At 57.9% G+C, this 22,745-nt stretch carries 18 protein-coding genes; 14 read left to right on the forward strand and 4 right to left on the reverse strand.

What is annotated here, in order from left to right; genetic code table 11:
* The first annotated feature begins 293 nt into the window (after positions 1–293).
* Together ACI0FJ_RS15510 and ACI0FJ_RS15515 are read left to right on the forward strand one after the other, a co-directional pair.
* Positions 294–1,700, forward strand: coding sequence for an ATP-binding protein (locus ACI0FJ_RS15510; RefSeq protein WP_424304801.1), 1,407 nt, complete (start codon positions 294–296; stop codon positions 1,698–1,700).
* On the forward strand, positions 1,700–3,061 hold the full coding sequence (locus tag ACI0FJ_RS15515) for a sigma-54-dependent transcriptional regulator (RefSeq protein WP_424304802.1): 1,362 nt from the start codon (positions 1,700–1,702) through the stop codon (positions 3,059–3,061). Before ACI0FJ_RS15510 ends, ACI0FJ_RS15515 begins: the two co-directional genes overlap by 1 nt.
* A gap of 133 nt (positions 3,062–3,194) precedes the next feature.
* Here the strand turns inward: ACI0FJ_RS15515 and ACI0FJ_RS15520 are convergent, their stop codons facing one another.
* The gene (locus ACI0FJ_RS15520; RefSeq protein WP_424304803.1) at positions 3,195–3,446 is read right to left on the reverse strand and encodes a hypothetical protein; all 252 of its coding nucleotides are present in this window, start codon (positions 3,444–3,446) and stop codon (positions 3,195–3,197) included.
* Positions 3,447–3,670: 224 nt separating this feature from the next.
* On the opposite strand from ACI0FJ_RS15520, the gene ACI0FJ_RS15525 reads away from it, so the two are divergent.
* The 7 genes from ACI0FJ_RS15525 (at position 3,671) to ACI0FJ_RS15555 (ending at position 10,984) form a co-directional block, all read left to right on the forward strand.
* Positions 3,671–4,102, forward strand: a complete 432-nt coding sequence (locus ACI0FJ_RS15525; protein WP_424304804.1) for a universal stress protein — start codon at positions 3,671–3,673, stop codon at positions 4,100–4,102.
* Between the two features lie 132 nt (positions 4,103–4,234).
* Positions 4,235–5,164 carry a sulfite exporter TauE/SafE family protein gene (locus ACI0FJ_RS15530; protein WP_424304805.1) on the forward strand — a complete coding sequence of 310 codons (930 nt, stop codon included), beginning with the start codon at positions 4,235–4,237 and terminating at the stop codon, positions 5,162–5,164.
* Between the two features lie 2 nt (positions 5,165–5,166).
* Positions 5,167–5,907: a TIGR02186 family protein gene (locus tag ACI0FJ_RS15535; RefSeq protein WP_424304806.1), complete on the forward strand. Its 741-nt coding sequence runs from the start codon at positions 5,167–5,169 to the stop codon at positions 5,905–5,907.
* Between the two features lie 153 nt (positions 5,908–6,060).
* A complete protein-coding gene (locus ACI0FJ_RS15540) occupies positions 6,061–8,673 on the forward strand; it encodes a PEP/pyruvate-binding domain-containing protein (RefSeq protein WP_424304807.1) in 2,613 nt (870 codons plus the stop codon).
* A 206-nt stretch (positions 8,674–8,879) separates the two neighbouring features.
* The gene (locus tag ACI0FJ_RS15545) at positions 8,880–9,269 is read left to right on the forward strand and encodes a response regulator (protein ID WP_424304808.1); all 390 of its coding nucleotides are present in this window, start codon (positions 8,880–8,882) and stop codon (positions 9,267–9,269) included.
* Positions 9,270–9,301: 32 nt separating this feature from the next.
* Entirely contained in the window at positions 9,302–10,099 is a 798-nt protein-coding gene (locus ACI0FJ_RS15550) for a universal stress protein (protein ID WP_424304810.1), read from the forward strand.
* A gap of 21 nt (positions 10,100–10,120) precedes the next feature.
* Positions 10,121–10,984 (forward strand): universal stress protein, encoded by an 864-nt coding sequence (locus ACI0FJ_RS15555; RefSeq protein WP_424304812.1) that lies wholly within the window; start codon positions 10,121–10,123, stop codon positions 10,982–10,984.
* A 161-nt stretch (positions 10,985–11,145) separates the two neighbouring features.
* Here ACI0FJ_RS15555 and ACI0FJ_RS15560 read toward each other — a convergent pair whose 3' ends face one another.
* The 3 genes from ACI0FJ_RS15560 to ACI0FJ_RS15570 form a co-directional block, all read right to left on the reverse strand.
* Complete coding sequence (locus ACI0FJ_RS15560) at positions 11,146–12,849, reverse strand: proline--tRNA ligase (RefSeq protein WP_424304814.1); 1,704 nt, start codon at positions 12,847–12,849, stop codon at positions 11,146–11,148.
* A 187-nt stretch (positions 12,850–13,036) separates the two neighbouring features.
* Positions 13,037–13,912 carry a TSUP family transporter gene (locus ACI0FJ_RS15565; protein ID WP_424304816.1) on the reverse strand — a complete coding sequence of 292 codons (876 nt, stop codon included), beginning with the start codon at positions 13,910–13,912 and terminating at the stop codon, positions 13,037–13,039.
* Positions 13,913–13,952: 40 nt separating this feature from the next.
* Positions 13,953–14,957 (reverse strand): proline racemase, encoded by a 1,005-nt coding sequence (locus tag ACI0FJ_RS15570; protein ID WP_424304818.1) that lies wholly within the window; start codon positions 14,955–14,957, stop codon positions 13,953–13,955.
* Between the two features lie 438 nt (positions 14,958–15,395).
* Here ACI0FJ_RS15570 and ACI0FJ_RS15575 point away from each other — a divergent pair, with 438 nt between their 5' ends.
* The 5 genes from ACI0FJ_RS15575 to prdB all read left to right on the forward strand — a co-directional run bounded on the left by ACI0FJ_RS15575 (position 15,396) and on the right by prdB (position 22,633).
* Positions 15,396–17,489, forward strand: coding sequence for a methyl-accepting chemotaxis protein (locus tag ACI0FJ_RS15575; protein WP_424304820.1), 2,094 nt, complete (start codon positions 15,396–15,398; stop codon positions 17,487–17,489).
* Between the two features lie 1,124 nt (positions 17,490–18,613).
* Positions 18,614–19,912: a proline reductase-associated electron transfer protein PrdC gene (prdC, locus tag ACI0FJ_RS15580; RefSeq protein ID WP_424304822.1), complete on the forward strand. Its 1,299-nt coding sequence runs from the start codon at positions 18,614–18,616 to the stop codon at positions 19,910–19,912.
* Between the two features lie 57 nt (positions 19,913–19,969).
* Positions 19,970–21,685, forward strand: a complete 1,716-nt coding sequence (prdA, locus tag ACI0FJ_RS15585; RefSeq protein ID WP_424304824.1) for a D-proline reductase (dithiol) proprotein PrdA — start codon at positions 19,970–19,972, stop codon at positions 21,683–21,685.
* A gap of 4 nt (positions 21,686–21,689) precedes the next feature.
* Positions 21,690–21,917, forward strand: a complete 228-nt coding sequence (locus tag ACI0FJ_RS15590) for a CBO2463/CBO2479 domain-containing protein (protein WP_424304826.1) — start codon at positions 21,690–21,692, stop codon at positions 21,915–21,917.
* Positions 21,908–22,633, forward strand: a complete 726-nt coding sequence (gene prdB / locus ACI0FJ_RS15595) for a D-proline reductase (dithiol) protein PrdB (RefSeq protein WP_424304828.1) — start codon at positions 21,908–21,910, stop codon at positions 22,631–22,633. Before ACI0FJ_RS15590 ends, prdB begins: the two co-directional genes overlap by 10 nt.
* Positions 22,634–22,745: the final 112 nt, after the last annotated feature.

A 22,745-nucleotide genomic window follows, 5' to 3' on the forward strand; every position in this document is an offset into this window, starting at 1 on the left:
ATGGCGATTTGTGTTTCTACCCGATACGGGCGGTGTGGGAAAGTCTGCACCGCTTTTTTCCGTTCGTCAAAGTGCCTTTCCTCAACGTGTCGGACAGGGCGCTTCGGGGCAGTTGCCACGGGCGAGTTGCTTTTTGCCCCTTTTTTAGGCGAAAATATACCCTTGATTCGACAGAAAACCCTTGCACTCGAGAGGGGAAGTGCTTTGGATGCACAAGCCGCAGGTCTGCGTCCTTGGCAGATCAGGTCGGTTTTTTTCACTATTCAGGTAACGTCCGTAACATCGGGTCCGTCATGCAAGCTCTTAAAATAAAAGTTCTTTTGTTGTTCATTGCCTATGTCCTGTTCATGCTGCTGACCATGGGCATGTACTGGTGGAATATCGACGCCTTTCGCGAAAAGCTCACCGTGATGGACGAGTTCCACGACGTGCTGGCGGATATTCTCGAAACCCGCAGGTACGAAAAGAACTTCATGTTCTATCCCGAGCCGAACAGCATCAGGGAAGCCCTGGTCTACCTGAACCGGGCGGAAAACACCGTGGGGCTGCTGCGCCCCAAGATCGTCGACGGCGTGAACCAAGAGGTCTATGCCGCGCTGCTGGCCAATATTACCGAGTACCGCAATCTGCTGCACTCCATGGCCGAGGGCAACAAGACCCTGGCTCCCCAGACGCGTCAGTACGGTACAAAACTGGTGGAGAACGCCCAGAAGCTGCTGCGCATGAAACGCGAGCGCGTGCACAGCGCGCTGGACCGGATTCGATATTTGCCCATTGCGGTCATGGCAATGGTGCTTATTTTGATCACCCTCATCTATATTACCCAGGCCCGCAAGGTTCTGGGACGGCTCAAGTACGTGCAGCGGGCCGCCGAGGGGGTGGCCAAGGGGGATTACGAGGCCATACAGCGTATGAGCAGCGAAGACCCCATCTCCATGATGATGCGCTCGGCCTTTGACAACATGGCTGCGGAATTGGATGCGCGCCAGGAACAGCTTATCGAGGCGCGCAAGCTGGTCTCCATAGGCACGCTCACCTCCGGCATTGCCCACGAGCTGAACAACCCCCTCAACAACGTCTCCCTGACCGCGGACACCCTTTTGGAAGAGCTGGGAGAGCTGGACCAGGATGAAACGCGGGAGATGCTGGAAGACATCATCAACGAGACGGCCAGGGCCAGCGAGGTGGTGCGTAACCTGTTGGATTTTTCCCGTGCCGAACAGCGTCCTTTGGGCCGCCTGCGCATGGATACGGTCATCCGGCAAACCCTCAAGCTGGTGGGCAACCAGCTGAGCATGAGCAGTATCCAGGTGGTGGAGGACGTGCCCGATTCCCTGCCCGACATCCGGGGCGACCTGCACTATCTGGAACAGGTTTTCATCAATCTGTTCCTCAATGCCGAGCAGGCCATGAAACGGGGCGGTATCTTGTGCATTTCCGGCCGCAGCGATGGCGAGCGCGTGTGCGTGGAAGTGACGGATACGGGGTGCGGCATGAGCAAGGACACCCAGAGCCGTATTTTCGATCCTTTTTTTACCACCAAGCCCGTAGGCGAAGGCACCGGCCTGGGGCTGTCCATCATCTACGGCATCATCAAGAAGCACGGCGGTTCCATCAAGGTGGCAAGCGAAGAGGGCAAGGGGACCACGTTTACGGTGTGCCTGCCGGTTATGGAACCGGAAACAGACGGGGAAGGCTGATGAAACGGTTTCGCGCAGCTGTCATAGACGACGAGGCCCAGGCCGCGAAAATGGTGGGCCGTGCTCTGGAAAAGCTTGGTTTTGATGTGGAGACCTTCGGGCTGGGCCATGCCTTTCTTGCACGTATGGCGGAAGCTCCGTTTCAGCTTGCTTTTATCGACCTCAAGCTGCCCGACATGGATGGCATTGAAATTCTGGAGACCCTCAAGACGGGCTACGAGAACGTGGAGGCCATCATCATCACCGGCCACGCCACTATTGCGTCTGCCGTGGAGGCCACGGCCAAGGGGGCGGCCAACTACATTGCCAAGCCGTTCCGCTTGCAGGAAATCCGCGCTGTTGCCCGCGAGTCCCTGGAAAAGATGGAATTGCGCGAGGAAAATCGCCGTTTGCGGGAGGCACTACAGGACGGGCCGCATCTCAAGGATTTTCTGGGAGCCAGCCCGCCCATGCTGGAAGTCTTTTCCATGATCCGCAAAATCGCCGGGGTTAACTGCAACGTGCTGCTGCAGGCCGATACAGGTACGGGCAAGGAGCGGGCGGCCCGGGCCATCCACGACCTCAGCCCCCGTAAGAACAAGACCTTTGTCTCCTTCAACTGCGGCGGGTTTACCGAGGAGCTCATTTCCAGCGAGCTGTTCGGCCACGAAAAGGAAGCCTTTACCGGGGCCACGGCCACCAAGATAGGGCTGCTGGAATCGGCCAACGGAGGCACGGTCTTTTTGGACGAAATAGGCGAGATGCCCCTGAACATGCAGGTCAAACTGCTGCATGTCATTCAGGACAGGCGTATTCTGCGGGTGGGCGGTACGCGGCCCGTGGACCTGGACATCCGTATCATTGCGGCCACCAACCGGGACCTGGAAGAGGCCATGGCCGCCGGGAGCTTTCGTGAAGACCTTTTCTACCGTCTGAACGTGGTGCGCATCTATCTTCCCACGCTGGCCGAACGCAAGGACGACATTCCGCTTTTGGCCAACCATTTTCTTTCCCTGTTCAACGCCCGGTTCGGCAAGCGGGTGAAGTCCATCTCCCCCCAGGCCATGGAAGTCCTGATGCGCTACAACTATCCCGGCAATGTGCGTGAGCTGGAAAACATTGTGCAGCGCGCCGTGGCCCTGGCCGAAGGCGATGTGATCGGCACGCGGGAATTGCCGCCCGATCTGCTCAACCTGGCTTTCAGCAGCCTGGGCACGCCGGGCCTGCTGCCTTTGGAAGAGGTGGAGCGGCGGCACATCCAGCACGTTCTGGAAGCCACGGGCTACAACAAGGGGCTGAGCAGCAGCATTTTGGGCATTCCGCGCACCACCTTGTGGCGTCGCATTCGGAAATTCGGCCTGGACGCCGGGGAGGAAGAATAACCTCTGGCCCCTAATTTGTCCTGAGTTCTCTCTTGTCTCGTCATTCCTGCCCTTTTTTCAACGTCCGACACTCTTTGTGTCGTGTACAGTTGGTTTTTTGCCAATCCGATCCGTGTCTTTTTAACTCTCTGATTTAACGAAAGAAAATGTTGTCCGTCATGTCTTTTGGGGCGGCCGGGCAGGCCTTGGCCGCACATTTTCTGTCATTTTTTTTGAAGAAAAACAGGCTGGTGCAGGTTTTGTTGTTTGGATTGTGTGCAGACAGTTCATTTTGAAACACGTTTCTAGAACTTTCAGACGCTCGATGCATGCCATCATCTGGTGTCTTTTCAAAATGAAACGCTTCTACCGTCCGATTTTCTCCGTATTTTGTCGAGTATTCCAAAGATATCCTTATATTTCAGTCGAATGACTGCTCATTGCTCTTCACCCCCAGGAGTGGGCCAGGAAGCCCCTTTTTTGGGGCGTTTTCTTTTCATTTTGAAACAGAAAAAAAGCAGTTTTTGATTTTATGCGCATGCATAATTAAAAATAGTAAATAATTACAGTATATTGACTGCTTTGCTCTTTGGCATTGGCCTTGCTGTTGGCCGACCACGGGAAAAGATTATGAAAAACGTACTCATCGTTGTGGACAATTCGGAATCCAGCCTGTGGCTGGCCTATTACGCCATGGGCCTTGCCCATCGCATGGCCGCGCAGGTCAGCATTCTGCTGTCCATAGATGAGGAATATCCCGTGGACGACGCAGATTCCGGCGAGTGGATCGGCTCGCCAGAAAAGCGTCTGGAATCGATTCTTGCCGAGGATCATTCCGAGAATTCCCACATCGACTTCTACGTCGCCAAAGGCCGGATGGAAGTGGAAATCCCCACATTCATCCGCGAGAACGGCGTGTCCAAACTCTTTATCGGAAGCCCGCAGAGCAGGCGTCCCGAAGCATATTCCAAATTGATGAAACTGATCGATGTGGTGAACACGACAACCCGATGCGACGTGGAAGTGGTGCAGAAGGTATCGGCGCATTCAAAAAGAAAATAGACAGCCGCCTTTCTTCGCGTGGGTTGCGGAGCAGGGGTGGACCAAAGGCATGGGTTAGGCCCGGAACCGGTTGGGAAATGGAGTACCGGGGCGGGTCGGGAAAAAGGAATTTAAACCGTGGAGGATTTTCTGATGTTTCATATGTATCTTCCCATTGCCGGGAACAGCGTGAACGTGTTCCTGATTTTCGCCCTGGGAGGGTTCGTCGGCTTGCTTTCCGGCATTTTCGGTGTCGGAGGCGGGTTTTTGATGACCCCGCTGCTGATCATGTTCGGCATTCCGCCGACGGTGGCAGCGGCTTCGGATTCCAACCAGATTGTCGGCGCGTCCACCTCGGGCTGCCTGGCTCACTACAGGCTGGGGAATGTAGACTTTAAAATGGGTTTTCTCCTGCTTATCGGCGGCGTTCTCGGCGGATTCGGGGGCGTGCAGGTTATCAAGGTTCTCCGTGCCATGGGGAACGCCGATTTTCTCATCAACATCACCTATGTGCTCATGCTGGGCGGTGTGGGGTCCTACATGTTTTTGGAAAGCGTGCAGAGCCTGCGCAAAAAGGACAATGACTCGGCAGCGGTTGCCCAGCCCAAGAAAAAGTCCCGTTATGCCGCAATGATGGAAAAACTCCCCCTGCAGACGGATTTTGCCAAGTCCGGGGTGCGTCTTTCCATGCTTATGCCCCTGGTGCTGGGCGTGCTGGTCGGCATTCTTGCGGCCATCATGGGAGTGGGCGGCGGCTTCATCATGGTTCCCATCATGGTCTACCTGCTGCGCATGCCCATGCATGTGGTTGTGGGCACCAGTCTTTTCCAGATTCTTTTCACTTGCATCAACGTCACCATTTTGCAGTCGTACACCAACCACACGGTGGACTTTGTGCTGGCCGTCCTGCTGCTGCTCGGCTCCACCCTGGGCGCCCAGTTCGGCACCCGCATCAGCCGCAGGCTCAAGGGCGAACAGCTCAAGATCCTGCTGGCCACGCTGGTGTTGGTCGTCATGGTCAAGATGCTGCTCAACCTGCTGCTTACGCCCGAAGTGCTGCTTGCCTACACGGGAGGTCATTAGACATGAATAAGACACTTTCCCTGTGCATGCTCCTTGTTGCGGCCCTGCTGCTCTGTGCCAGCGTACCCGCGGTGCGGGCGGCGGAACCCACCATGACCATCCGGCCCAACCTGGTGGCCATCGGAACCAACTTCAACGGTGCCACGGTGGACATCACCGGCACGGTGCCGGAAGGCGCGTCCGCGGTCATCCGTCTGCTGGGCGAGCCCAGCAAGGCGGCCTTCAAGGTGAAGGGCAAGGCTTTCGGCCTGCTGTGGATGAACCTGCGGACCGTGGAGTTGGAAAACGTATCCGATGTTTTCCTGGTGGGAACGGACGGTGCGGGTAAAATCGATTGGGAACATTCCGACCTTGGATTCCAGTCCATCAAGGGCGAAACCGACGACCTGATCTTTAACGAGTTCATCAAGCTCATGGAGCGCGACGGCTTTTACGAGATTGAAAAGGGCGTGGTTCATTACAAGGCCGACGAAAACGGACAGCGGCCATTTTCCGCCTCGCTCTCCATTCCTTCCGCCATGCACCAGGGCATCTACACGGTGGAAGTCCTGGCAATTCAGGACGGCAAGGTGGTGGGCAGGACAACGCAGGAACTGCACACCAAGCTGACAGGCCTGCCTGCCATGCTTTCGGAGTTCGCGTTCGATCATTCTCTGCTGTATGGTATAGCTGCCGTTATCATCGCCATTTTGGCCGGATTGGGAATGAGCCTGCTCTTTAGGGAGCACGGGGGCGCGCATTAAGCGCCCCCCAATATCCATGAGACGCGCATTAAGCGTCCCGGAATATCCATGAGGCGCGCATTAAGCGCCCCGGAATATCCATGAGGCGCGCATTAAGCGCGAATTGATTACATGCCGGGGCCGCACCTGCGGCCCCGGGCAAGAGGTTTGCCGATGAACAGGCTGCTCGACTATCTTCACGACAAGCTGCTGACGATGCGGCGGAGGGAACGCCGTTCCCTGGCTTCACTGTTCAGGCAGTTTCAGAGTGTGTTGGAGTTGAACAACCGCACCCTGACCATCATCGCGTCCATGCATTCCAAGCTTGGGGGCGGGTACATCTTCGACCTGCAATACCTGCGCAGTTCGGAGACGCACGTTCTGGAAACGGTGCGCGAACTCATCGACGCATTCGACGCCATGGCTCCCGGAAGATACCCGGAGCTGTACGCCAGCTTCCGCGATATCCGCGAAAAGCTGAAAGGCGAGCTGGAACGGCATCCTGTGCTGCCCGACGTCATGGCCATTCCGTTTGAAAAGATCGGCCTGCGCGACATGGACGCGGTGGGGGCCAAGAATACCAAGCTCGGCATCATCGCCTCCGCATCCAAGGTGGAAGTACCCAGAGGCTTTGCCGTTACCACTGCCGCCTATCGTGCCTTCATGGAGCACAACAATCTGGCCGAGGTGATCGACGGCTATGAAAAGGAATGGCGTTCCGGCCTGCTGAGCGCCAAGGAAGCGTCCGGAAAAATCCGCGCGTTGATCCTTGGCGGAACCATTCCTCCCCGTGTGCGTCGTGGCATGAACCGGGAGATGGAGGCATTGCGCCGTGGGCCACGCGGGCCACATGGAGAGGACGGCAAGGAACTGCGGCTTGCCGTGCGCAGCAGCGCCTGGGGCGAAGACGGCGATCTTTCCTTTGCCGGGCAGTACGACAGTTTTCTCAACGTGCCGCCCGTGGACGTGCACGACGCCTACAAGAAGGTGCTGGCCAGTACTTTTTCCCCGCGCGCCATGGAATACCGCAGGGAGTACGACTACAAACCCAGCGAAGTCTTCATGGCCGTTTCCGTGCAGACCATGGTCCGGGCCAGGAGCAGCGGCGTGGCCTACAGCCTTTCGCCCATGGACCCCGGCCGGAACTGCATGGAAATAGCCTCCACCTGGGGACTAGGCTCCCCGGTTGTTTCGGGCAAGGTGGCCGTGGACCGCTTTATTGTTTCGCGCAATGCCGGCCACACTCTTTTGGAAAAGACAGTGGTGGACAAGGCCGAGGCCCAGCGGCCCAAGAACGGCGGTTCCGTGGGCATGCTGCCCGTGGACGAGGAACTGCGCACCGCGCCCAGCCTGACCGAGCAGGACATTCAGCTGCTGGCCCACACGGCCATGCGGCTGGAACGCTATTTCAAAAAGCCCCAGGACATGGAGTTCGCCTTTGACGAGGACGGCACGCTGGTCATTCTCCAGACCCGCCCCTTGCGTATCGACGCATGCGCCGAATCTGAGTCCATGGATTTGAGCGACGCGCTCAAGAACTATCCGGTACTGCTCAGCGGCGAGGGGGACGTGGCCCAGCAGGGCGTGGGGGCGGGACCGGCTTTCGTGGCCTGGGAAGGGCGCGATCTGGAGGACTTTCCGGATGGGGCGGTTCTGGTGGCCCACCTTTCCTCCCCGCAGTACGCCGCCGTTCTGCACCGCGCAGCCGGTGTGGTTACGGATATCGGCTCTCCTTTGGGCCACATGGCGACCATTGCCAGGGAGTTCCACGTCCCGACCCTGCTCAATGCCAGCCGGGCGACCATGGTGTTGCAGGAAGGGGAAATGGTCACCCTGGATGCCGAGCAGAAGACCGTTTACCAGGGCATGGTCAAGGAACTGCGGCTGCACGACTTCATGTGCGACCGCATTGACGACACCTATGAGTACCGGCTGCTGCGGCGGATGCTCAAGCTCATCGAGCCGCTGTATCTTTTCGACCCCGAATCCCCGGATTTCACACCCCAGGGATGCCGGACCCTGCACGACATTGCCCGGTTTATCCATGAAAAGGCCGTTGAAATCCTCATGGACATTCCCAATGCCCGCATATCCGGCGAGGCCTGCCCCGGCGGACGGCTGGCTTTGAAGGTGCCCATGGATCTGGTGGTTCTGGATATCGGCGGCGGGCTGGCTCCGGAATGCGCAGGCGGGCTGCAGGGCATGAGGACACGCCGCACGGTAGAGCTGGAGCAGGTGAAGTCCGGTGCGCTGCGCGCCTTCATAGAAGGCGTGACCCTGCCGGGAGTGTGGCAGTCCACACCCGTGCCCGTGGATTTTTCCAGCTTCATGTCCAGCATGACGCGCACCTTTTCCGCGGACGTGGCCGGGGCCAACCGCATAGGGCAGAATCTGGCCGTTATTTCGGACCGTTACCTGCACCTGAGCCTGCGGCTGGGCTACCATTTTACCATGATCGATTGCTACGGCGGCAGCGAGGACGGCGCCAAGAACAGCGTGCAGTTCCGTTTTGCAGGCGGGGTAACCGGGGCGACCCGGCGTTCCCGGCGGGCCAGGTTTCTCTCGCAGGTACTGAAGACCTTTGATTTTTCCGTTACGCTTCAGGACGACCTGGTTGTTGCCAGAGCCAAGGGCTGGATGGCCCGCGACGTCAATCGGCTGATGCTGATTCTCGGCATCCTGGTTGCCTATACCCGGCAGCTGGACGTGGCCATGGTGAACGAAGACACGATCAACGAGCATTGCGAGGAATTTGTAGGTATCGCCGACGCGGCGGTAAACACTTAGCAGTGCGGGTATCTCCCGCACAACGATAAGACGGTGGATGTGCTGCCCCTGGCATGCATTCGCCTTGAGTTACCTGAAAAGCCGTGCCGCTGGCGGCACGGCGGGCCGGAAGCCGAAACTTCCGGCAAAGCGATCCTTCCGCAGGTGCGATGCCGTTGCACCGCAAACCCTGCGGAACATCACATCAGTTACTGGAGGATTGCGATATGACCACCTCGGCAAAGACGAGCATTCTCATCCTTGACGACGAACCCATCGTCAGCAAACGGCTTCAGCCCGCACTGGAAAAGATGGGTTACGAGGTTGAGAGCTTTTACGAGAGCGCGAAAGCCATGGTCAGGATTCAGGAGCGGGATTTCGACATTGTCGTGACCGACCTGAAAATGGAGGGGATAGACGGCATGCAGTTTCTTGCGGAAGTGAAGAAGCGCTCGCCGTCCACAGAGGTTATTGTCATTACGGGATTCGCCACCATGGACACCGCCAAGGAATCCATGCGCCAAGGCGTGTTCGACTTTCTGGCCAAGCCGTTCAAGCTTGGGGAAATCCAGGAAGTCATCAGAAAGGCCGAAGAGCATATCCGTAACGGCTCGTAAGTAAATTCCAAAAACACAAGCGAGGTGCGTCCATGGAGATGTTGAAGGCCCTTGTCCCCGTGGAAATGACGTTGGCGTCCAATGTCGCCCTGCGATACCTGTGCCAGAAGGCCGAAATGCTCGGCATCGGGGTACAGCCCATCCATATAGAGGAACCGGACCACAAGCCGCACTCCTCGGAAACAGGATGGATACGTAAATCCTGGGAGTCCGGGTTGCGCCAGGCAGGACTGGAGGAGGTCCGGCGCATCCTGAGCAGCGAGAAGCTGGATTGCTTCATTCTTCCCCATCCGATTATCCGCGTGGGGTCCCGGGAGGATGGGATTCTTGAGGAATTGCGTGTGGGGGGACACGATCTTTTCGTGGAAGGGGAGCTGGTCAATTTCAATACCGGGGAATTCCGCAAACGGTTGCGGAGCAAGCTCTACAGACAGATGCCGTGCCCGGTGCTGCTGGTCCGCAACATGATCCAGTCGAACCGGCTGGGCCTGCTGCTGGACGAGAAGACGGACGTGGAATTTGTGGTGTCCCAGTTCTGCCGCTTTTTTACGGACACGTCCGTGGATTTCGACCTGTGCGCATATGCCATGGACGATCTGCACCGGACCCCGCATCCGGAAGAACTGCTGGACGAAGGCAAACGTCTGCTCCGGGAGCGGGGCTATACGCCGACCAGGGTGTTTTCGTTGCTCGGCGCACCGGATACCGCGGGCCAGGCATTGCAGGATTATGGGATGCTGATTGCCCATATGGACCGCAAGTCCAACCGCAAGTCGCCCCTGACCGAGGTGCTCGGTCTTGTGCCTTGTCCCATACTTATCTGCTGGTAACCGAGCCAAGGGAGAAGTTCGATGAAATTGCTCGTCGCCGTTGATGAACACGCCTACAGCCGCTATGCGGTGGACCAGGCCGCCAGCCTTGCCGCCAATACCTGGCCGGATGTGGTTATGCTGGCCGTGGAAAAGAAACGCAGCTACGTGGCCGAGGAAGAACTGGACAAGGAGCAGGCGCATCCGAAAATCCGCATGCTGCGCCGCTACCATGCCGATTTTCTGGAAACCCTGGGGCCGGATGTGCAAATTTACGGGCAGACGCCCCAACCCGTTGAAGACGGAAACAGCGAAGCGCTGGAAGAAGACGCCTCCGGACGCAAGTCGTTTCGTTTGCGGGTGCGCAAGGGCAACCCGGTAAAGGCAATTACGGCCGAGGCCCAGGCCGCGGGGAGCGATCTGGTCATTTTGGGATGCAGCCATCACGAGGGGGGCTGGGGGCGCGGCTCGGACGTTCCGGGCAAGGTTGCCGATGCCGTGGACTGCTCCGTCTTTATCATCCGCGAGAACATGGCTCCGTCCAAGGTGGTCTGCTGCCTGGACCATGCCCATGTGACGCAGGAATCCCTGGAGCTCATCAACCAGTGCGTAACCCTGTACGGTGCGGACCTGGAAATCGTGGGCGTGCTGAAGCACGGCGAACTCAAGGACGAAGTCGAGGCCAAGATGGGCGAGGTGCTCGACTATTATCTGGAACGGGGCATCAAGGCGCTGTTGCGGGTGGTGGAACAGGATTCCCTGGATGCGTTCATCGAGGCGGGCGGAAAGAACGACCTCATGGCCTTGTGGCTTACCCACAAATCTCCGCTGCAACGGCTTTTGCCGGGCCATAGGGTGGCCTCTTTGGTGAACCACTCCTTTTCCTCCCTTCTCATTCTGCGTTAGTCGGGTGTTTCTCCCGCCTTGCTGGCGGGGCGCAGGACAGGGGAGCATCATTTTCGGTTGCCGGATACAAATCGGCCCCGCCCTTTGTTGCAGGAAGGGCGGGGCCTTTGTCCGATGAGCGGACAGCTGTTCGATAGGAACAGGGCGCTGCACGCCCTGTCCTACGGCTGCTTCAATCCCCAATCCTGCCAGACGGAGTCGCGCCAGGCCGAGAATTCTCCGGCAAAGTTGTCCAGAGACAGTCTTCCCTTTTCCCCGGTGCGGCGGTTTTTCGTCTCCACCATGCCGCCATCCATCCCCTTTCTGCCCAGGGTGACCTGCATGGGAAATCCCATCAGGTCGGCATCGTTGAACTTTACGCCCGGACGTTCGTCACGGTCGTCGTACAGAACGTCCGTTCCCTGTTTGCGCAAAGTCTCGTACAGGAAGTCGGCCACTTTGGTGACTTCTTCGTCGTGCGGATTCAGGTTGATGAGCATGACCTCGAACGGTGCGATGGCTGGTGGGAAGATGATGCCCGCATCATCGTTATTCTGTTCAATGCTGGCCGCGATGACACGGGAAATGCCGATGCCGTAGCAGCCCATGCACATGAATTGCTGTTCCCCGTTTTCGTCCAGGAAGGTGGCGTTCATGGCCTTGGAATATTTGAGGCCGAGTTTGAAGATGTGCCCCACCTCTATGCCCCTGGTAAAGACGAGCGGCGCGCCGCATTGGGGGCAGGCGTCTCCTGGACAGGCCTGGCGAAGATCCGCAAAGGCGTCGATGCGGGCGTTTCTGTCCATGTCCGCATGGTGCAGACGTTCGGCCAGGGCGTCGTCTTCGGCAATCCAGTCCGAGATACCCAGCAGTTCGTGGTCGGCAAGATATTTGTCCACCACCTTGCCGGTGGAACCGTTCTGCCTGTCGCGGTGCGCCTTTTCCTCTTCCTCGGGCGTGGCAGGACGGACATCGACGGCCCCCAGGAAGTTTTTCAGCTTCACCTCATTGCACTGCCTGTCCTGGCGGAGGAACACGGCCACCATGGCGTTGTCCGCCACGTAGAGTTCGGTCTTGATGGTGTGTTGCGGTGAATCGCCCGAATCATCCAAATCGTTTGGGCCAGATGCGGCCGCGGCATTGCCGGAGGTGGAGACGGGCCTGGGGCAGGCGGTCTCGGCCTTTTCCAGGTTGGCCGCATAGGTGCAGTCCGGGCAGGTTACAATGGTGTCCTCGCCGGTATCGGCCAGCACCATGAATTCGTGGGAGAACGACCCGCCAATGGAGCCGGAGTCCGCGGAAACAGACTTGAACTTGAGCCCGACCCGCTCGAAGATGCTGTTGTAGGCATTGTACATGGACATGTAGCTGGCGTCGGCGCCAGAGTCGCCGGTATCGAAGGAATAGCCGTCCTTCATAATGAATTCCCGGCCGCGCATCAGGCCGAAGCGGGGGCGGATTTCATCACGGAATTTGGTCTGTATCTGGAAGAGATTTATGGGCAGCTGGCGGTAGGAGCGGATTTCGTGGCGGACGAGGTCCGTTACTACTTCTTCGTGCGTGGGGCCCAGGCACGATTCCCGGTCGTGACGGTCGGTGAAGCGCAGGAGCTCCTTGCCGTAGTGTTCCCAACGGCCCGATTCCTTCCACAGGTCGCCGGGCTGTACCGCAGGCATAAGGGTTTCCAGGGCGCCTGCCCGGTCCATTTCCTCGCGTACGATGCGGGAGAATTTGTTGATGGCCCGCAAGCCGAGGGGCAGGTAGGTATATATTCCGGCAGTAAGTTTGCGGATCATGCCGGCACGCAGAAGCAGTTTGTGGCTGACGACTTCGGCCTCGGCAGGGGACTCTTTCAGCGTGGGGGCGTAGTAACGACTCAGTCGCATGGTTCTTCCTTTGGGTAAAAGGTGCTCAGATCTGATCGTCGGGGCCGTGGCGCAATCCCAGCGTCCTGCTTGCAGCCGGGGAATACAGGCCCCGCTGCACGGAAGGGCGGAAGAAGCGTTTCGGTCGGTGGTCCGGCAACGTGGGTGGAGAGGGGGGAACGCGTTGCCGGACCAGGGATCCGATGGGTTACTTTTCTTTTTTCAGGGCGGAGCGGATCATGGTGGCCGATGTGTAGAGAATGATGGCCACCACGAGCCACTTCAGAATGGTCAGCGGAAGTTCCTTCACAAGATAGGCGGCGATAAACACGCCGATGACACCTGATATGGTAATCATGATGGACGACTTCATGTCATAGGCCTGCTCCTTGATGAACTTCATTCCGGCTGCGGGCATGAGGAATGCGCAGGAGGACATCATGATGGGGAAGGCGACCCGGGGGCTCATGCCCAGGGCGTACACAAGGGCCATGCACGGGGCATACAGCCCGATGCCGATGGTCATGAGTGCGCCGAGAACAAGGTTGCCCGCCACGCCGATGATCAGAGCCGTTCCGGTAAGGCCTATGGCCTCGCCGCCCACGGGCATAAGTCCCAGCAGACCGACGATGAAGGTTATGGCCACGATGAACAGGGCCCCGCCCATGCCCAGCTGGATCTTCTTTTCCGGAAGATGCGAGACAATGCCCGCGCCAAGCACCGCGCCGACTACGGATGCCGCGATCATGGAGCACAGGGTTATTGGATCGACCTTGATGATGGTGGTGAAGACGTATGCCTCCACAATGACGGGGATGGTCATGGACACGTTGAGCGTGCCGGGGATGATTCTGTCTGGCATCATTTTGCCGAATTTGAACAGTGCGGTGGTGGGAGCAAAGCTTCCAATGCCCAGCGTATCGAAAAAGTTGACGAGCATGCCTACCGCGCCGAAGGCTGTCCAGCTTGTGGCATTGGCCATCCTTTCCTTGTGCGTGACAATGTCTCTGCCAAAGACCCAGGCGAAAGAGAGGGTGAAGATTCCGAGTGCGCTTTGAAGTATGGGGAGCATAAATTCTTGCATGTTCGCCTCTTCAGTTGATGTGAATGCTGCTGTGCCGCCGTTAAATGGCAAAACCAAAGCGTAGGGGATCGTCAGGGTCGATCACAAAGGTGTTGAATCCTGTGATATAGGCGGAGCCGGTGATTTCCGGGATGACGGCATCGAAGTCGCCCACCTTGGTCTCTTCGAGGAGCATGCCGGTGAACTTGGTGCCGATGATGCTTTCCTGCGTGAACTTTTGGTGCAGGGGCAGCTTGTTCTTGGTGTACAGGGTGGCCATCTTGGCGCAGGTGCCCGTACCGCAGGGAGACCTGTCCGCCTGCCCGTTGCCGAAGATGACGACGTTCTTGCAGTCGGATTCCGGGTCTTCCGGCGCATCATAGAATTCCACCAGGTCGATGGTCTTGATGTGGGGGAGTTCCGGGTGCTGGATGGAAAGCTTGGCATTGGCGGCTTCCAGGATATCCATGCCCGCTTCGATGAAGCGGCCGGAATTTTCCGGGCTGATCTTCAGGGAAAGCTGCCTGGCGTTCACAATGGCAAAGAAGCTGCCGCCAAAGGAGATGTCCATGACAATCGGACCTATTCCCGGAACATCGATCCGTACGTCCGGATCGTACAAAAAGGCGGGAACGTTTCTGATGGTGACGGACTGGACCACTCGGTTTTCTATCTGGGCCCGTGCGTTGATCACACCCGCTGGAGCGTCGAACTTCACCTTTGTGACGGGTTCGGTAATGGGGATGATGCCGGTTTCAATGGCCGCGGTTACCGCGCCTATGGAGCCGTGTCCGCACATGTTGAGGTATCCGCCGCCGTCCATGAAGACGATGCCGTAGTCTGCGTCGGGAGTGATGGCATTGGTGAGGATGGAACCGAACATGTCTCTGTGCCCGCGGGGCTCACACATCAACGATGTTCTTATGTAGTCCATGTTGTTTTCCAGGTAGGATTTCTTCTCCGCCATAGTCTTTCCCGGCACATTGGGGATGCCCCCGATGACGATGCGGGTTGGTTCTCCCATGGTGTGGGAGTCTATCGCCATGACGGTGCGTGAAAATTTCATGCATAACTCCTTTTGCTCGCTCGTATGAGGAGCCTTGCTGGTTTTCCTCGCCCTGCTGGTTTCCGGACTACAAGAAGCGAGCCATGCTGCAAGAGTAAATATTTCAGTATGTTATACGTATTTCTTGTTTGGGGAAGAAAAGAGAATGGCCGGAATCCGACATTTAATCTGAAGAAACCACCCGAAAAGCAGGGGCCTGGGCGGAATGGAAAATGTCGGTAATCGGACGAAATGTCCGACATTCGACAATTTCAATGGGGGAATTGCAGCCAAGAGGGGGGCAGGGAGATGTTTTTTGTGAGATGGAGCGGAAAAAAGACGTTTCTATAGAGAATAGGCGGAATAAGATTGCCATATTTTGGCATGCGGTGTGCTTGGTATCCGGAAGAGCTGAAGAAGAACTCGCAATGCACTGTACTTGCAAATCTGGAGGTTCCCATGTCCCTTTCTCTTCGGACCAAGCTCATCATCGCCTTTCTTGGCGCTATTTTTCTTGCCATAGGGAGTGTCTCCGTCGTGGTCTTCATGCAGGTCACGGAATCGTCCCGGGCGTCGTTCCGGCAGAACTCCGTGGCGCAACTCCAGCGTATCGAGGCGTTCATTCAGGAGTTCCTGACGGAAGGAACGGACAACGCGCGCTACCTGGCAGCCATGGAGGAAAGCCGGGCGGTTCAGGGCAGGCTGAACACGTTTTTCGGTTCCGGCCAAAGACAGCACAAACCTCCGTTTCCCATGGGGGAGGCCGAGCACGCCCTGTTCCACCACTTCGAGGAGATGGTCAAAACCCATTCCAACTACGCCACGGTGTTCATAGGGATGGAAGACGGCGGATTCTGCATGTGCCCGCAGGACGAACTGCCCGGAGAATTCGATCCTCGAGCCCGGCCCTGGTATAAGGACACCCTTTCCTCCCGCAAGGGAGCCATTCTTTCCAAGGCCTACATGTCCACCACGGGCAATGCCGTCAGCTGCGTCACCTCGGAGGTTCGGGATGGGGCTGGCAAGACCATCGGGGTGGTCGGCGTGGACATCAACCTTTCCACGCTTACGGACGTTATTTCCCGTATCCGGCTGGGGCGCACCGGGTATGTCGTGCTCATGCAGGGCGACGGCACCCTTCTGTGCGAGCCGCACCACCCGGACCTGAATTTCCAAAAGGCGGAGGATACCGGGCTGAAGGCGCTTGCGGACATAGCAAAAGCCAAGCAGGGATCGTTTGCCACCAGCATGGACGGCGTGGACAAGATGGTTTCCGTGGTGACGTCCAAGGGCACCGGTTGGAAGCTGGCCTACATTATCGACAGCTCCGAGATGATGGAGGAATCACGCGACATGGTGCAGACCATCTTATTGATAGGCGCGGGGCTGGGGCTTTTGCTGCTGGGCGGCGCCTGGCTGCTGTCGCAGTCGTTCGTGCGGCCCATCAACCTGCTGGTAAAGTCTGCGGAGGCCGTTGCCGGTGGGGATTTCAAGGCGCTGCCCGAATCCCGGTTCTTCAGCGGGGAGCTGCTTACCCTGTATGAGAGCATCCGGAAGATGGTGGACGAGCTGGTGAGCGTTATCGATACCGCGGAAGTCAAATCCCGCGAGGCCGAGGATAAGAGCCGCGAGGCGGAACAGGCCATGCGCGAGGCCGAGGAGGCCAGGGCTGCGGCGGAACGGGCGCGGCGCGACGGGGTGTTGCAGGCGGCCCAGACATTGGAGGATGTGGTTGTTCAGATCACTTCCACAACCCAGGAGTTTTCCGTCCAGGTGGAGCAGGCAGCGCACGGGGCGACCACCCAGCGCGACCGCACCACCGAAGCGGCAACGGCCATGGAGCAGATGAACTCGTCGGTGCTTGAGGTGGCCCGGAACGCTTCGCAGGCCGCAGCCAGTGCAGACCAGGCCCGCCAGGAAGCGGAAAGCGGCGGAACCGTTGTATCGAGTGTTATCGACAGCATCGGCAAGGTGAGCTCCACTGCCGGCGTTATGGGCGAAAGCCTGAATACCCTGGGGCGACAGGCCGAAGATATCGGGCAGATAATGACGGTCATTACGGATATAGCAGACCAGACCAATCTTCTGGCCCTGAACGCGGCCATCGAGGCTGCCCGGGCGGGCGATGCCGGACGCGGCTTTGCCGTTGTGGCGGACGAGGTCCGCAAACTGGCGGAAAAGACCATGACCGCAACCAAGGAAGTGGGGCAGTCTGTTTCCTCCATCCAGACCGGTGCGGCAGCGGCCATTACAAATATGAACGAGGCCTCGGGTCTTATCAGCAAAAGCATAGACTATGCAGAGGAAGCCGGAACCGCGTTGCACAGCATCCGGGGCATTGTGGACTCCACGGCCGATCAGGTCCGGGCCATTGCCACGGCAAGCGAAGAGCAGTCCTCGGTCAGCGAGCAGATCAACCACAACACCGAGGAGGTCAACCGGATTGCGGAAGAGACTGCGGAGACCATGCAGCAGTCGTCTGTTGCCGTAAATGAGTTGGCACGGTTGTCCGACACGCTCAACACGTTGATAGGCCAGTTGAAATCCGTATAGTTCCTGCATTCAGGCCCCGGCTTTCATGAGACCCGTTTGGGGAGGCCGGGGCCACATCCTTCTGATTTTCAAATATTTTTTTCAGCTCTCGAACCGTTTGCAGCCGGTCTGGGAACGTACCTGTTGGCATGTGCCTTGCTTTATCCCACACAGTCCGGGGGGCGCCTCCCTGCCCCCGTTCGTTGCTTTGCAGCTTTGTCCTGCTTTGTCATGGCTGCGGCGCAACGGCATATACGGTTCCACTTGGAAACGGGAATTTCCTTGCCGCCCGTTTCCACCCCAAGCCCTCCGGACTCTTTTCCCTTCCTTCTTCCCCATCCGTGCGGGATTCCTCCCGCTTTCCCCAAAGGCGAGACAGACCCTGGTGATTGCCGGGCCACGTCTTGTATTGTCTTTTTCCTTTTCTCTTCTGTTTTCCTTTCCTCGGCAAAATGCAGCTCTGCTTTGAGCGGACAGCATCCTTCTGTCCGGCCTGCCCGGCCTGTCTGGCCTGTTTGGGATGATCCGGCCTGTTCAGGATGACGCGCAAGGTGTCCGTCGTGAGACATGTGTCTCAAAATGGACACCTGAAACGTCCATTTGAACAAGACAATGCTCCATTTTGTTTCTTCTCCATAAGATAAGTGAAAACAGCATGTTGTGCGTGTTCTGCTGTCCTTTGCCTCCAACGTGGACGTGTTTTTGTTGGTGACTTTTTGAAGGGGTGTCCATTGAAAAAAGATAAAAATTAAAGTGTGTTATGATGTCACAGTGGACACTTCCCTCCGTCCATGTGTCCACTGTCCACGATCTTCGAAAAAAATGAGAGCAATCTCTGTGTTTCTTTTGGCTGGCAGGTGCTGGTTTTATTTGTCCACAGGGCGGCATCTTCTGGCCTTATACGCCGTGTTGTTATTTTAATTAATTATTCCAGTTCATTACACTGTATATCTGGGGCCTGCTTCTGCCCGGTCATGGCGGTCTTCTTTCCCTCCTCGAATTGGAAATCTGCAAAATAATCCTCCTGAAATTTGGCGTTTGTGAAAAACGTGGCACATGCTTTGCTAAATCCAGAGCAAGACCTTGGGGCGGCTCTCGAGAAAATCTTCAATTACATGAGCCGCATACGTACAGGAGGTACTCTTTTGGCCACTACCTACAAGCTTCCTTTGAAGCAACATATCGGGGCACCGGACGAACCGGTTGTGAAAATCGGTGAAACCATCAGGAGAGGCGCTGTCGTTGCCCGAGCCAAAGGGCTGGGAGCAGACATTCACGCCAGCGTCAGCGGCCGCGTCATTGATATTTCCGAAACCTTCATCGAAATCGGCTACGACCCTTCCATCGAAGACGGGTTCGATCCCATCCCCGATGAAGGCAGCATTGTGGACAAGGTCCGGGCCGCGGGCATCGTGGGCATGGGCGGTGCGGGGTTTCCCACGCACGTAAAGCTGTCCACCGATCTGGCCGGAGGAACCATCCTGGCCAATGGCGCGGAATGCGAACCTCTGCTTGGCCATAACATCCAGCAGATCACCGAAGATCCCGGCATTCTGTACCGGGGCATGAAGTACGCCATGGAAGCCACCAATGCGGCGCACGGCGTGCTGGCCATCAAGCAGAAGAATGCGGAGGCCATTGCCTCGTTCCGTCAGGTGCTCAAACCCGACGACAACATCACCATCCACGAGCTGCCCGACCTGTACCCCATGGGCGAGGAACGTGCCGTGGTGCGCGAAGTTCTGGGAACAACCCTTGCCGTGGACCAGCTTCCCGCGGCCGCCGGTGCCGTGGTGCTGAACGTCGAAACCCTGGCCTGCATTACCCGGGCCGTGGAAGATCTCCGCCCGGTTATGACCAAGAACGTCACCGTGTTGGGAAAGATCGGCGACGGCCGGACCTTGCGGGTCTTCATGGACGTGCCCATCGGCACCACCGTTCGGGAGCTTATCGACCGGGCAGGGGGTTTTGACGGGGAATACGGCGAAATCATCATGGGCGGTCCCTTTACCGGAAAGGCCGTGCAGCCCGGCGACGTGATCACCAAGACCACCGGCGGAATCATCGTGACCATGGAATTTCCCCGCGTGAAGCAGCCGCTTGGCCTGTTGGTCTGTGCCTGCGGCGGGAACGAAGAGCGCATGCGCGACATAGCGGCCAAGATGGATGCGAATGTGGTGTCCGTGCGCTGCTGCAAGCAGGCCAAGGACGTCCGGGGCACGCTTAAGTGCGAAAATCCGGGCAACTGTCCGGGGCAGGCCGAAAAGATCATGGAACTTTACAAGGAAGGCGCCCGCGCCCTTCTGGTGGGGAACTGCAGCGACTGCACCAATACCGTCATGTGCGTCGCTCCCAAGCTGAAACTTCCCGTCTACCACCAGACCGACCACGTCATGCGGACCATGGGCCATTCCCTCATCCGGCGTCTGCCCGTCAACGAGTGAACATGCATACGGCGAAATATAGCGAACAACTCTAATTGAAAACCATGGAGGACAAGTATGTCGATTACCAGAGAACTGGCCCTTCAGTTCAAAGACTCCCCGGCAGTGGTCTGCTGCCGGACAACGAAGGGTACCGCCATCGCTCCTTCGGACCTGGAAGATCCGAGCATCTTTCCGGATATGGTCGAATCGGGACTCATCAACCTGACTCCCGACACCCTGACCATAGGCCAGGTTCTTGGGGCGACACTGCTCAAGGACATCGACGGGCTGACCAACCTTACGGCCGATCTGCTGGAAGGCGTGGCCCCGGAATCAACCTCTACGAATGACCAAGGAGAATCCGTTGTGAGTACAAGCACTGTTCCCGGTACCATCCGCATCGTGGCCGATCAGATCAGCGGATTGGATCTGACCCTGCCTGCCGGTATTTTTTCCGGCTCGGCCGCTCCGGTTGCGGGCGGACAGGCGGCACCGAAGATCGAAGACGAAGTCATCGGAACCCTCATCAAACGCGAATACGCTGTAAAGAGCGTGAAACTGGGCAAAAAGACGAGCTTTGAAAACGGCGTGCTGACCATCCGCGAAGGCCTGTGCAAGGACGCCCTGCAGGCCAGCCCCCTGGTCAAAAAGGTGGAGATGGACATCATCCCCGTGGATAAGCGCCACGTTCATTCCAATACCATCATGGACGTCATTCCCGTGGCCACCAAGGTGGAAGGCGAATTGGGCGAAGGCATCACCCATATCCTCAACGACATGGTCTTCATCCTCACCGGCGTGGACGAAACCGGCGTGCAGGTGCACGAGTTCGGTTCCTGCGAAGGTTTCCTGGATGAAAAGATCATCTACGGCAAGCCCGGCTGCCCCGATCCGCAGGACATCATGGTCCGCGTGCACACCGTGCTGCAGGAAAAGACCGGTATGGAACGTCGTGGACCCTACGCCGCGCACAAGGCCTGCGACGTCATCATTCAGGAAATCCGCGAGGTCCTCAAGGGCCTGCCCGCTGGCGACGCCGTCAAGGTGGATACCTGCGAACATGTCAAGCGCCACGGCCGTCCGCGTGTGCTGCTGGTGAAGGAAATCATGGGCCAGGGCGCCATGCACGACAACGTCATGCTGCCCACAGAACCTGCCGGTGTTCCCGGTGGCCGCCAGAACGTGGACCTTGGCAACGTGCCTGTCGTTCTTTCGATCAATGAAGTGCGCGACGGCGGCATCCATGCCCTTACCTGCATCGGACCCGCTTCCAAGGAAATTACCCGCCACTACTTCCGTGAACCCGTGCTGGAAGGCCTGGCCGCCGATCCGGAACTGGATCTCGTAGGCGTCGCCTTTATCGGCAGCCCGCAGGTCAACGACGAAAAGACCTTCGTATCCAAGCGTCTGGGCGCACTGTCCGACACCATGGCCATTGAAGGCGCCATCGTCACCACGGAAGGATTCGGCAACAACCATATCGACTTCGCACAGAACATTCAGGAAATCGGCAAGCGCGGCATCAAGGTCGTCGGCATGACCTACGCCGCGTACCAGGGCCAGCTCGTTGTCGGCAACAAGTACATGGATGCCATGGTCGAAGTGAACAAGGACGAAGGCGGCTTCGAATCCGAACTCCTCGGCGAGAACACGATTACTGCCGACGACGCGAAGCGCGCTATTCTCATGCTCAAGAACAAGTTGGCCGGTGTTCCCGTGGCTGCCGCAGACAAGAGGTGGAACCAGGACGTCATCGACGCCAACCAGAAGATCGCCGACACCATCGGGTAACGTCATGGAAGTGATGCTCACCCCCAAACTGTTGCCCGGCAAGGTCGTTCAGGTCACCGAAATGAGCGTGGTTATCGAACTTAAAGGGAGAATGGGGGTGCTGCACCTCCCCTTGCGGTCCGTCTTTACGGAATACCCCCTGGCTGAAAACGATCCCGTGGAAATCTACATTAGCTGTGCCCAAACTTTACCCAAGCAGGCACATCATGAGGAGAAAGCGATATGCAATTGACAACCGCACCCGGCATGAAATCAGAAGTATTTGCTCCTACGACGCCGGCTCCTGTATGGACGCCCCTGACCAAGCCCCTTAGCCAGTGCAAGGTCGGCTTCGCCACTGCCGGCGGCATCCACATCAAGACACAAACGCCCTTCCATACGGCAGGGGACTTCACCTTCCGCGAAATCCCCATCGACACCCCGTCGTCCGAACTGATGGTGACGCACGGCGGTTTCGACAACAGTGATATCAACAAGGACGTCAACGCCATGCTGCCTATCGACCGCCTGCACGAGCTGGTCAAGGAAGGCTTCATCGGCAGTCTGTCCCCGGTACTTATCGGCTTCATGGGTGGCGGCGGCAACGTCAACAAGTTCCGCAACGAGACAGGTCCCGCCATTGCCAAGATCTTCAAGGAAAACGACGTGGACATCGTGCTGCTTACCGGCGGCTGCGGAACCTGCCACAGGTCCGCCACCATCGTGCAGCGCGCAATTGAGGAAGCCGGTGTTTCAACCATCATCATTGCGGCACTGCCTCCCATTGCCAAGCAGCAGGGCGCTCCCCGTATTGCGGCCGCGCATGTGCCCATCGGTTCCAACGCCGGTGAGCCCAACAACAAGGAAATGCAGACCAACATCCTCAAGGATTCCCTGCAGTGCGTGGTTGAGATGACCAAGTTCGGTGAAACCAAGATGCTTCCTTACGAGTATCGCCACAACGTGTAGGAAAGCCAGCCTCCTTCCCGGCGGATGCCAGTCGTCCGCCGGGAGACCCCGCCGGGGCATGTCCGGCCCCGGCGGTGAAAATTGGCTTGGCAATCGGCCGTATGCAAACCGT

The organism is Desulfovibrio sp. 7SRBS1, from assembly GCF_049723905.1.
In the GTDB taxonomy this organism is placed as follows: Bacteria; Desulfobacterota; Desulfovibrionia; order Desulfovibrionales; family Desulfovibrionaceae.

What these genes read in the sequence shown, in the direction of transcription:
- ACI0FJ_RS15545 (WP_424304808.1), top strand. Translation starts at nt 8,880, where the DNA reads ATGACCACCTCGGCAAAGACGAGCATTCTCATCCTTGACGACGAACCC.
- ACI0FJ_RS15550 (WP_424304810.1), top strand. Translation starts at nt 9,302, where the DNA reads ATGGAGATGTTGAAGGCCCTTGTCCCCGTGGAAATGACGTTGGCGTCC.
- ACI0FJ_RS15510 (WP_424304801.1), top strand. Translation starts at nt 294, where the DNA reads ATGCAAGCTCTTAAAATAAAAGTTCTTTTGTTGTTCATTGCCTATGTC.
- ACI0FJ_RS15565 (WP_424304816.1), bottom strand. Translation starts at nt 13,912, where the DNA reads ATGCAAGAATTTATGCTCCCCATACTTCAAAGCGCACTCGGAATCTTC.
- ACI0FJ_RS15515 (WP_424304802.1), top strand. Translation starts at nt 1,700, where the DNA reads ATGAAACGGTTTCGCGCAGCTGTCATAGACGACGAGGCCCAGGCCGCG.
- ACI0FJ_RS15525 (WP_424304804.1), top strand. Translation starts at nt 3,671, where the DNA reads ATGAAAAACGTACTCATCGTTGTGGACAATTCGGAATCCAGCCTGTGG.
- ACI0FJ_RS15530 (WP_424304805.1), top strand. Translation starts at nt 4,235, where the DNA reads ATGTTTCATATGTATCTTCCCATTGCCGGGAACAGCGTGAACGTGTTC.
- prdA (WP_424304824.1), top strand. Translation starts at nt 19,970, where the DNA reads ATGTCGATTACCAGAGAACTGGCCCTTCAGTTCAAAGACTCCCCGGCA.
- ACI0FJ_RS15575 (WP_424304820.1), top strand. Translation starts at nt 15,396, where the DNA reads ATGTCCCTTTCTCTTCGGACCAAGCTCATCATCGCCTTTCTTGGCGCT.
- ACI0FJ_RS15570 (WP_424304818.1), bottom strand. Translation starts at nt 14,957, where the DNA reads ATGAAATTTTCACGCACCGTCATGGCGATAGACTCCCACACCATGGGA.
- ACI0FJ_RS15535 (WP_424304806.1), top strand. Translation starts at nt 5,167, where the DNA reads ATGAATAAGACACTTTCCCTGTGCATGCTCCTTGTTGCGGCCCTGCTG.
- prdB (WP_424304828.1), top strand. Translation starts at nt 21,908, where the DNA reads ATGCAATTGACAACCGCACCCGGCATGAAATCAGAAGTATTTGCTCCT.
- ACI0FJ_RS15590 (WP_424304826.1), top strand. Translation starts at nt 21,690, where the DNA reads ATGGAAGTGATGCTCACCCCCAAACTGTTGCCCGGCAAGGTCGTTCAG.
- ACI0FJ_RS15560 (WP_424304814.1), bottom strand. Translation starts at nt 12,849, where the DNA reads ATGCGACTGAGTCGTTACTACGCCCCCACGCTGAAAGAGTCCCCTGCC.
- ACI0FJ_RS15540 (WP_424304807.1), top strand. Translation starts at nt 6,061, where the DNA reads ATGAACAGGCTGCTCGACTATCTTCACGACAAGCTGCTGACGATGCGG.
- ACI0FJ_RS15555 (WP_424304812.1), top strand. Translation starts at nt 10,121, where the DNA reads ATGAAATTGCTCGTCGCCGTTGATGAACACGCCTACAGCCGCTATGCG.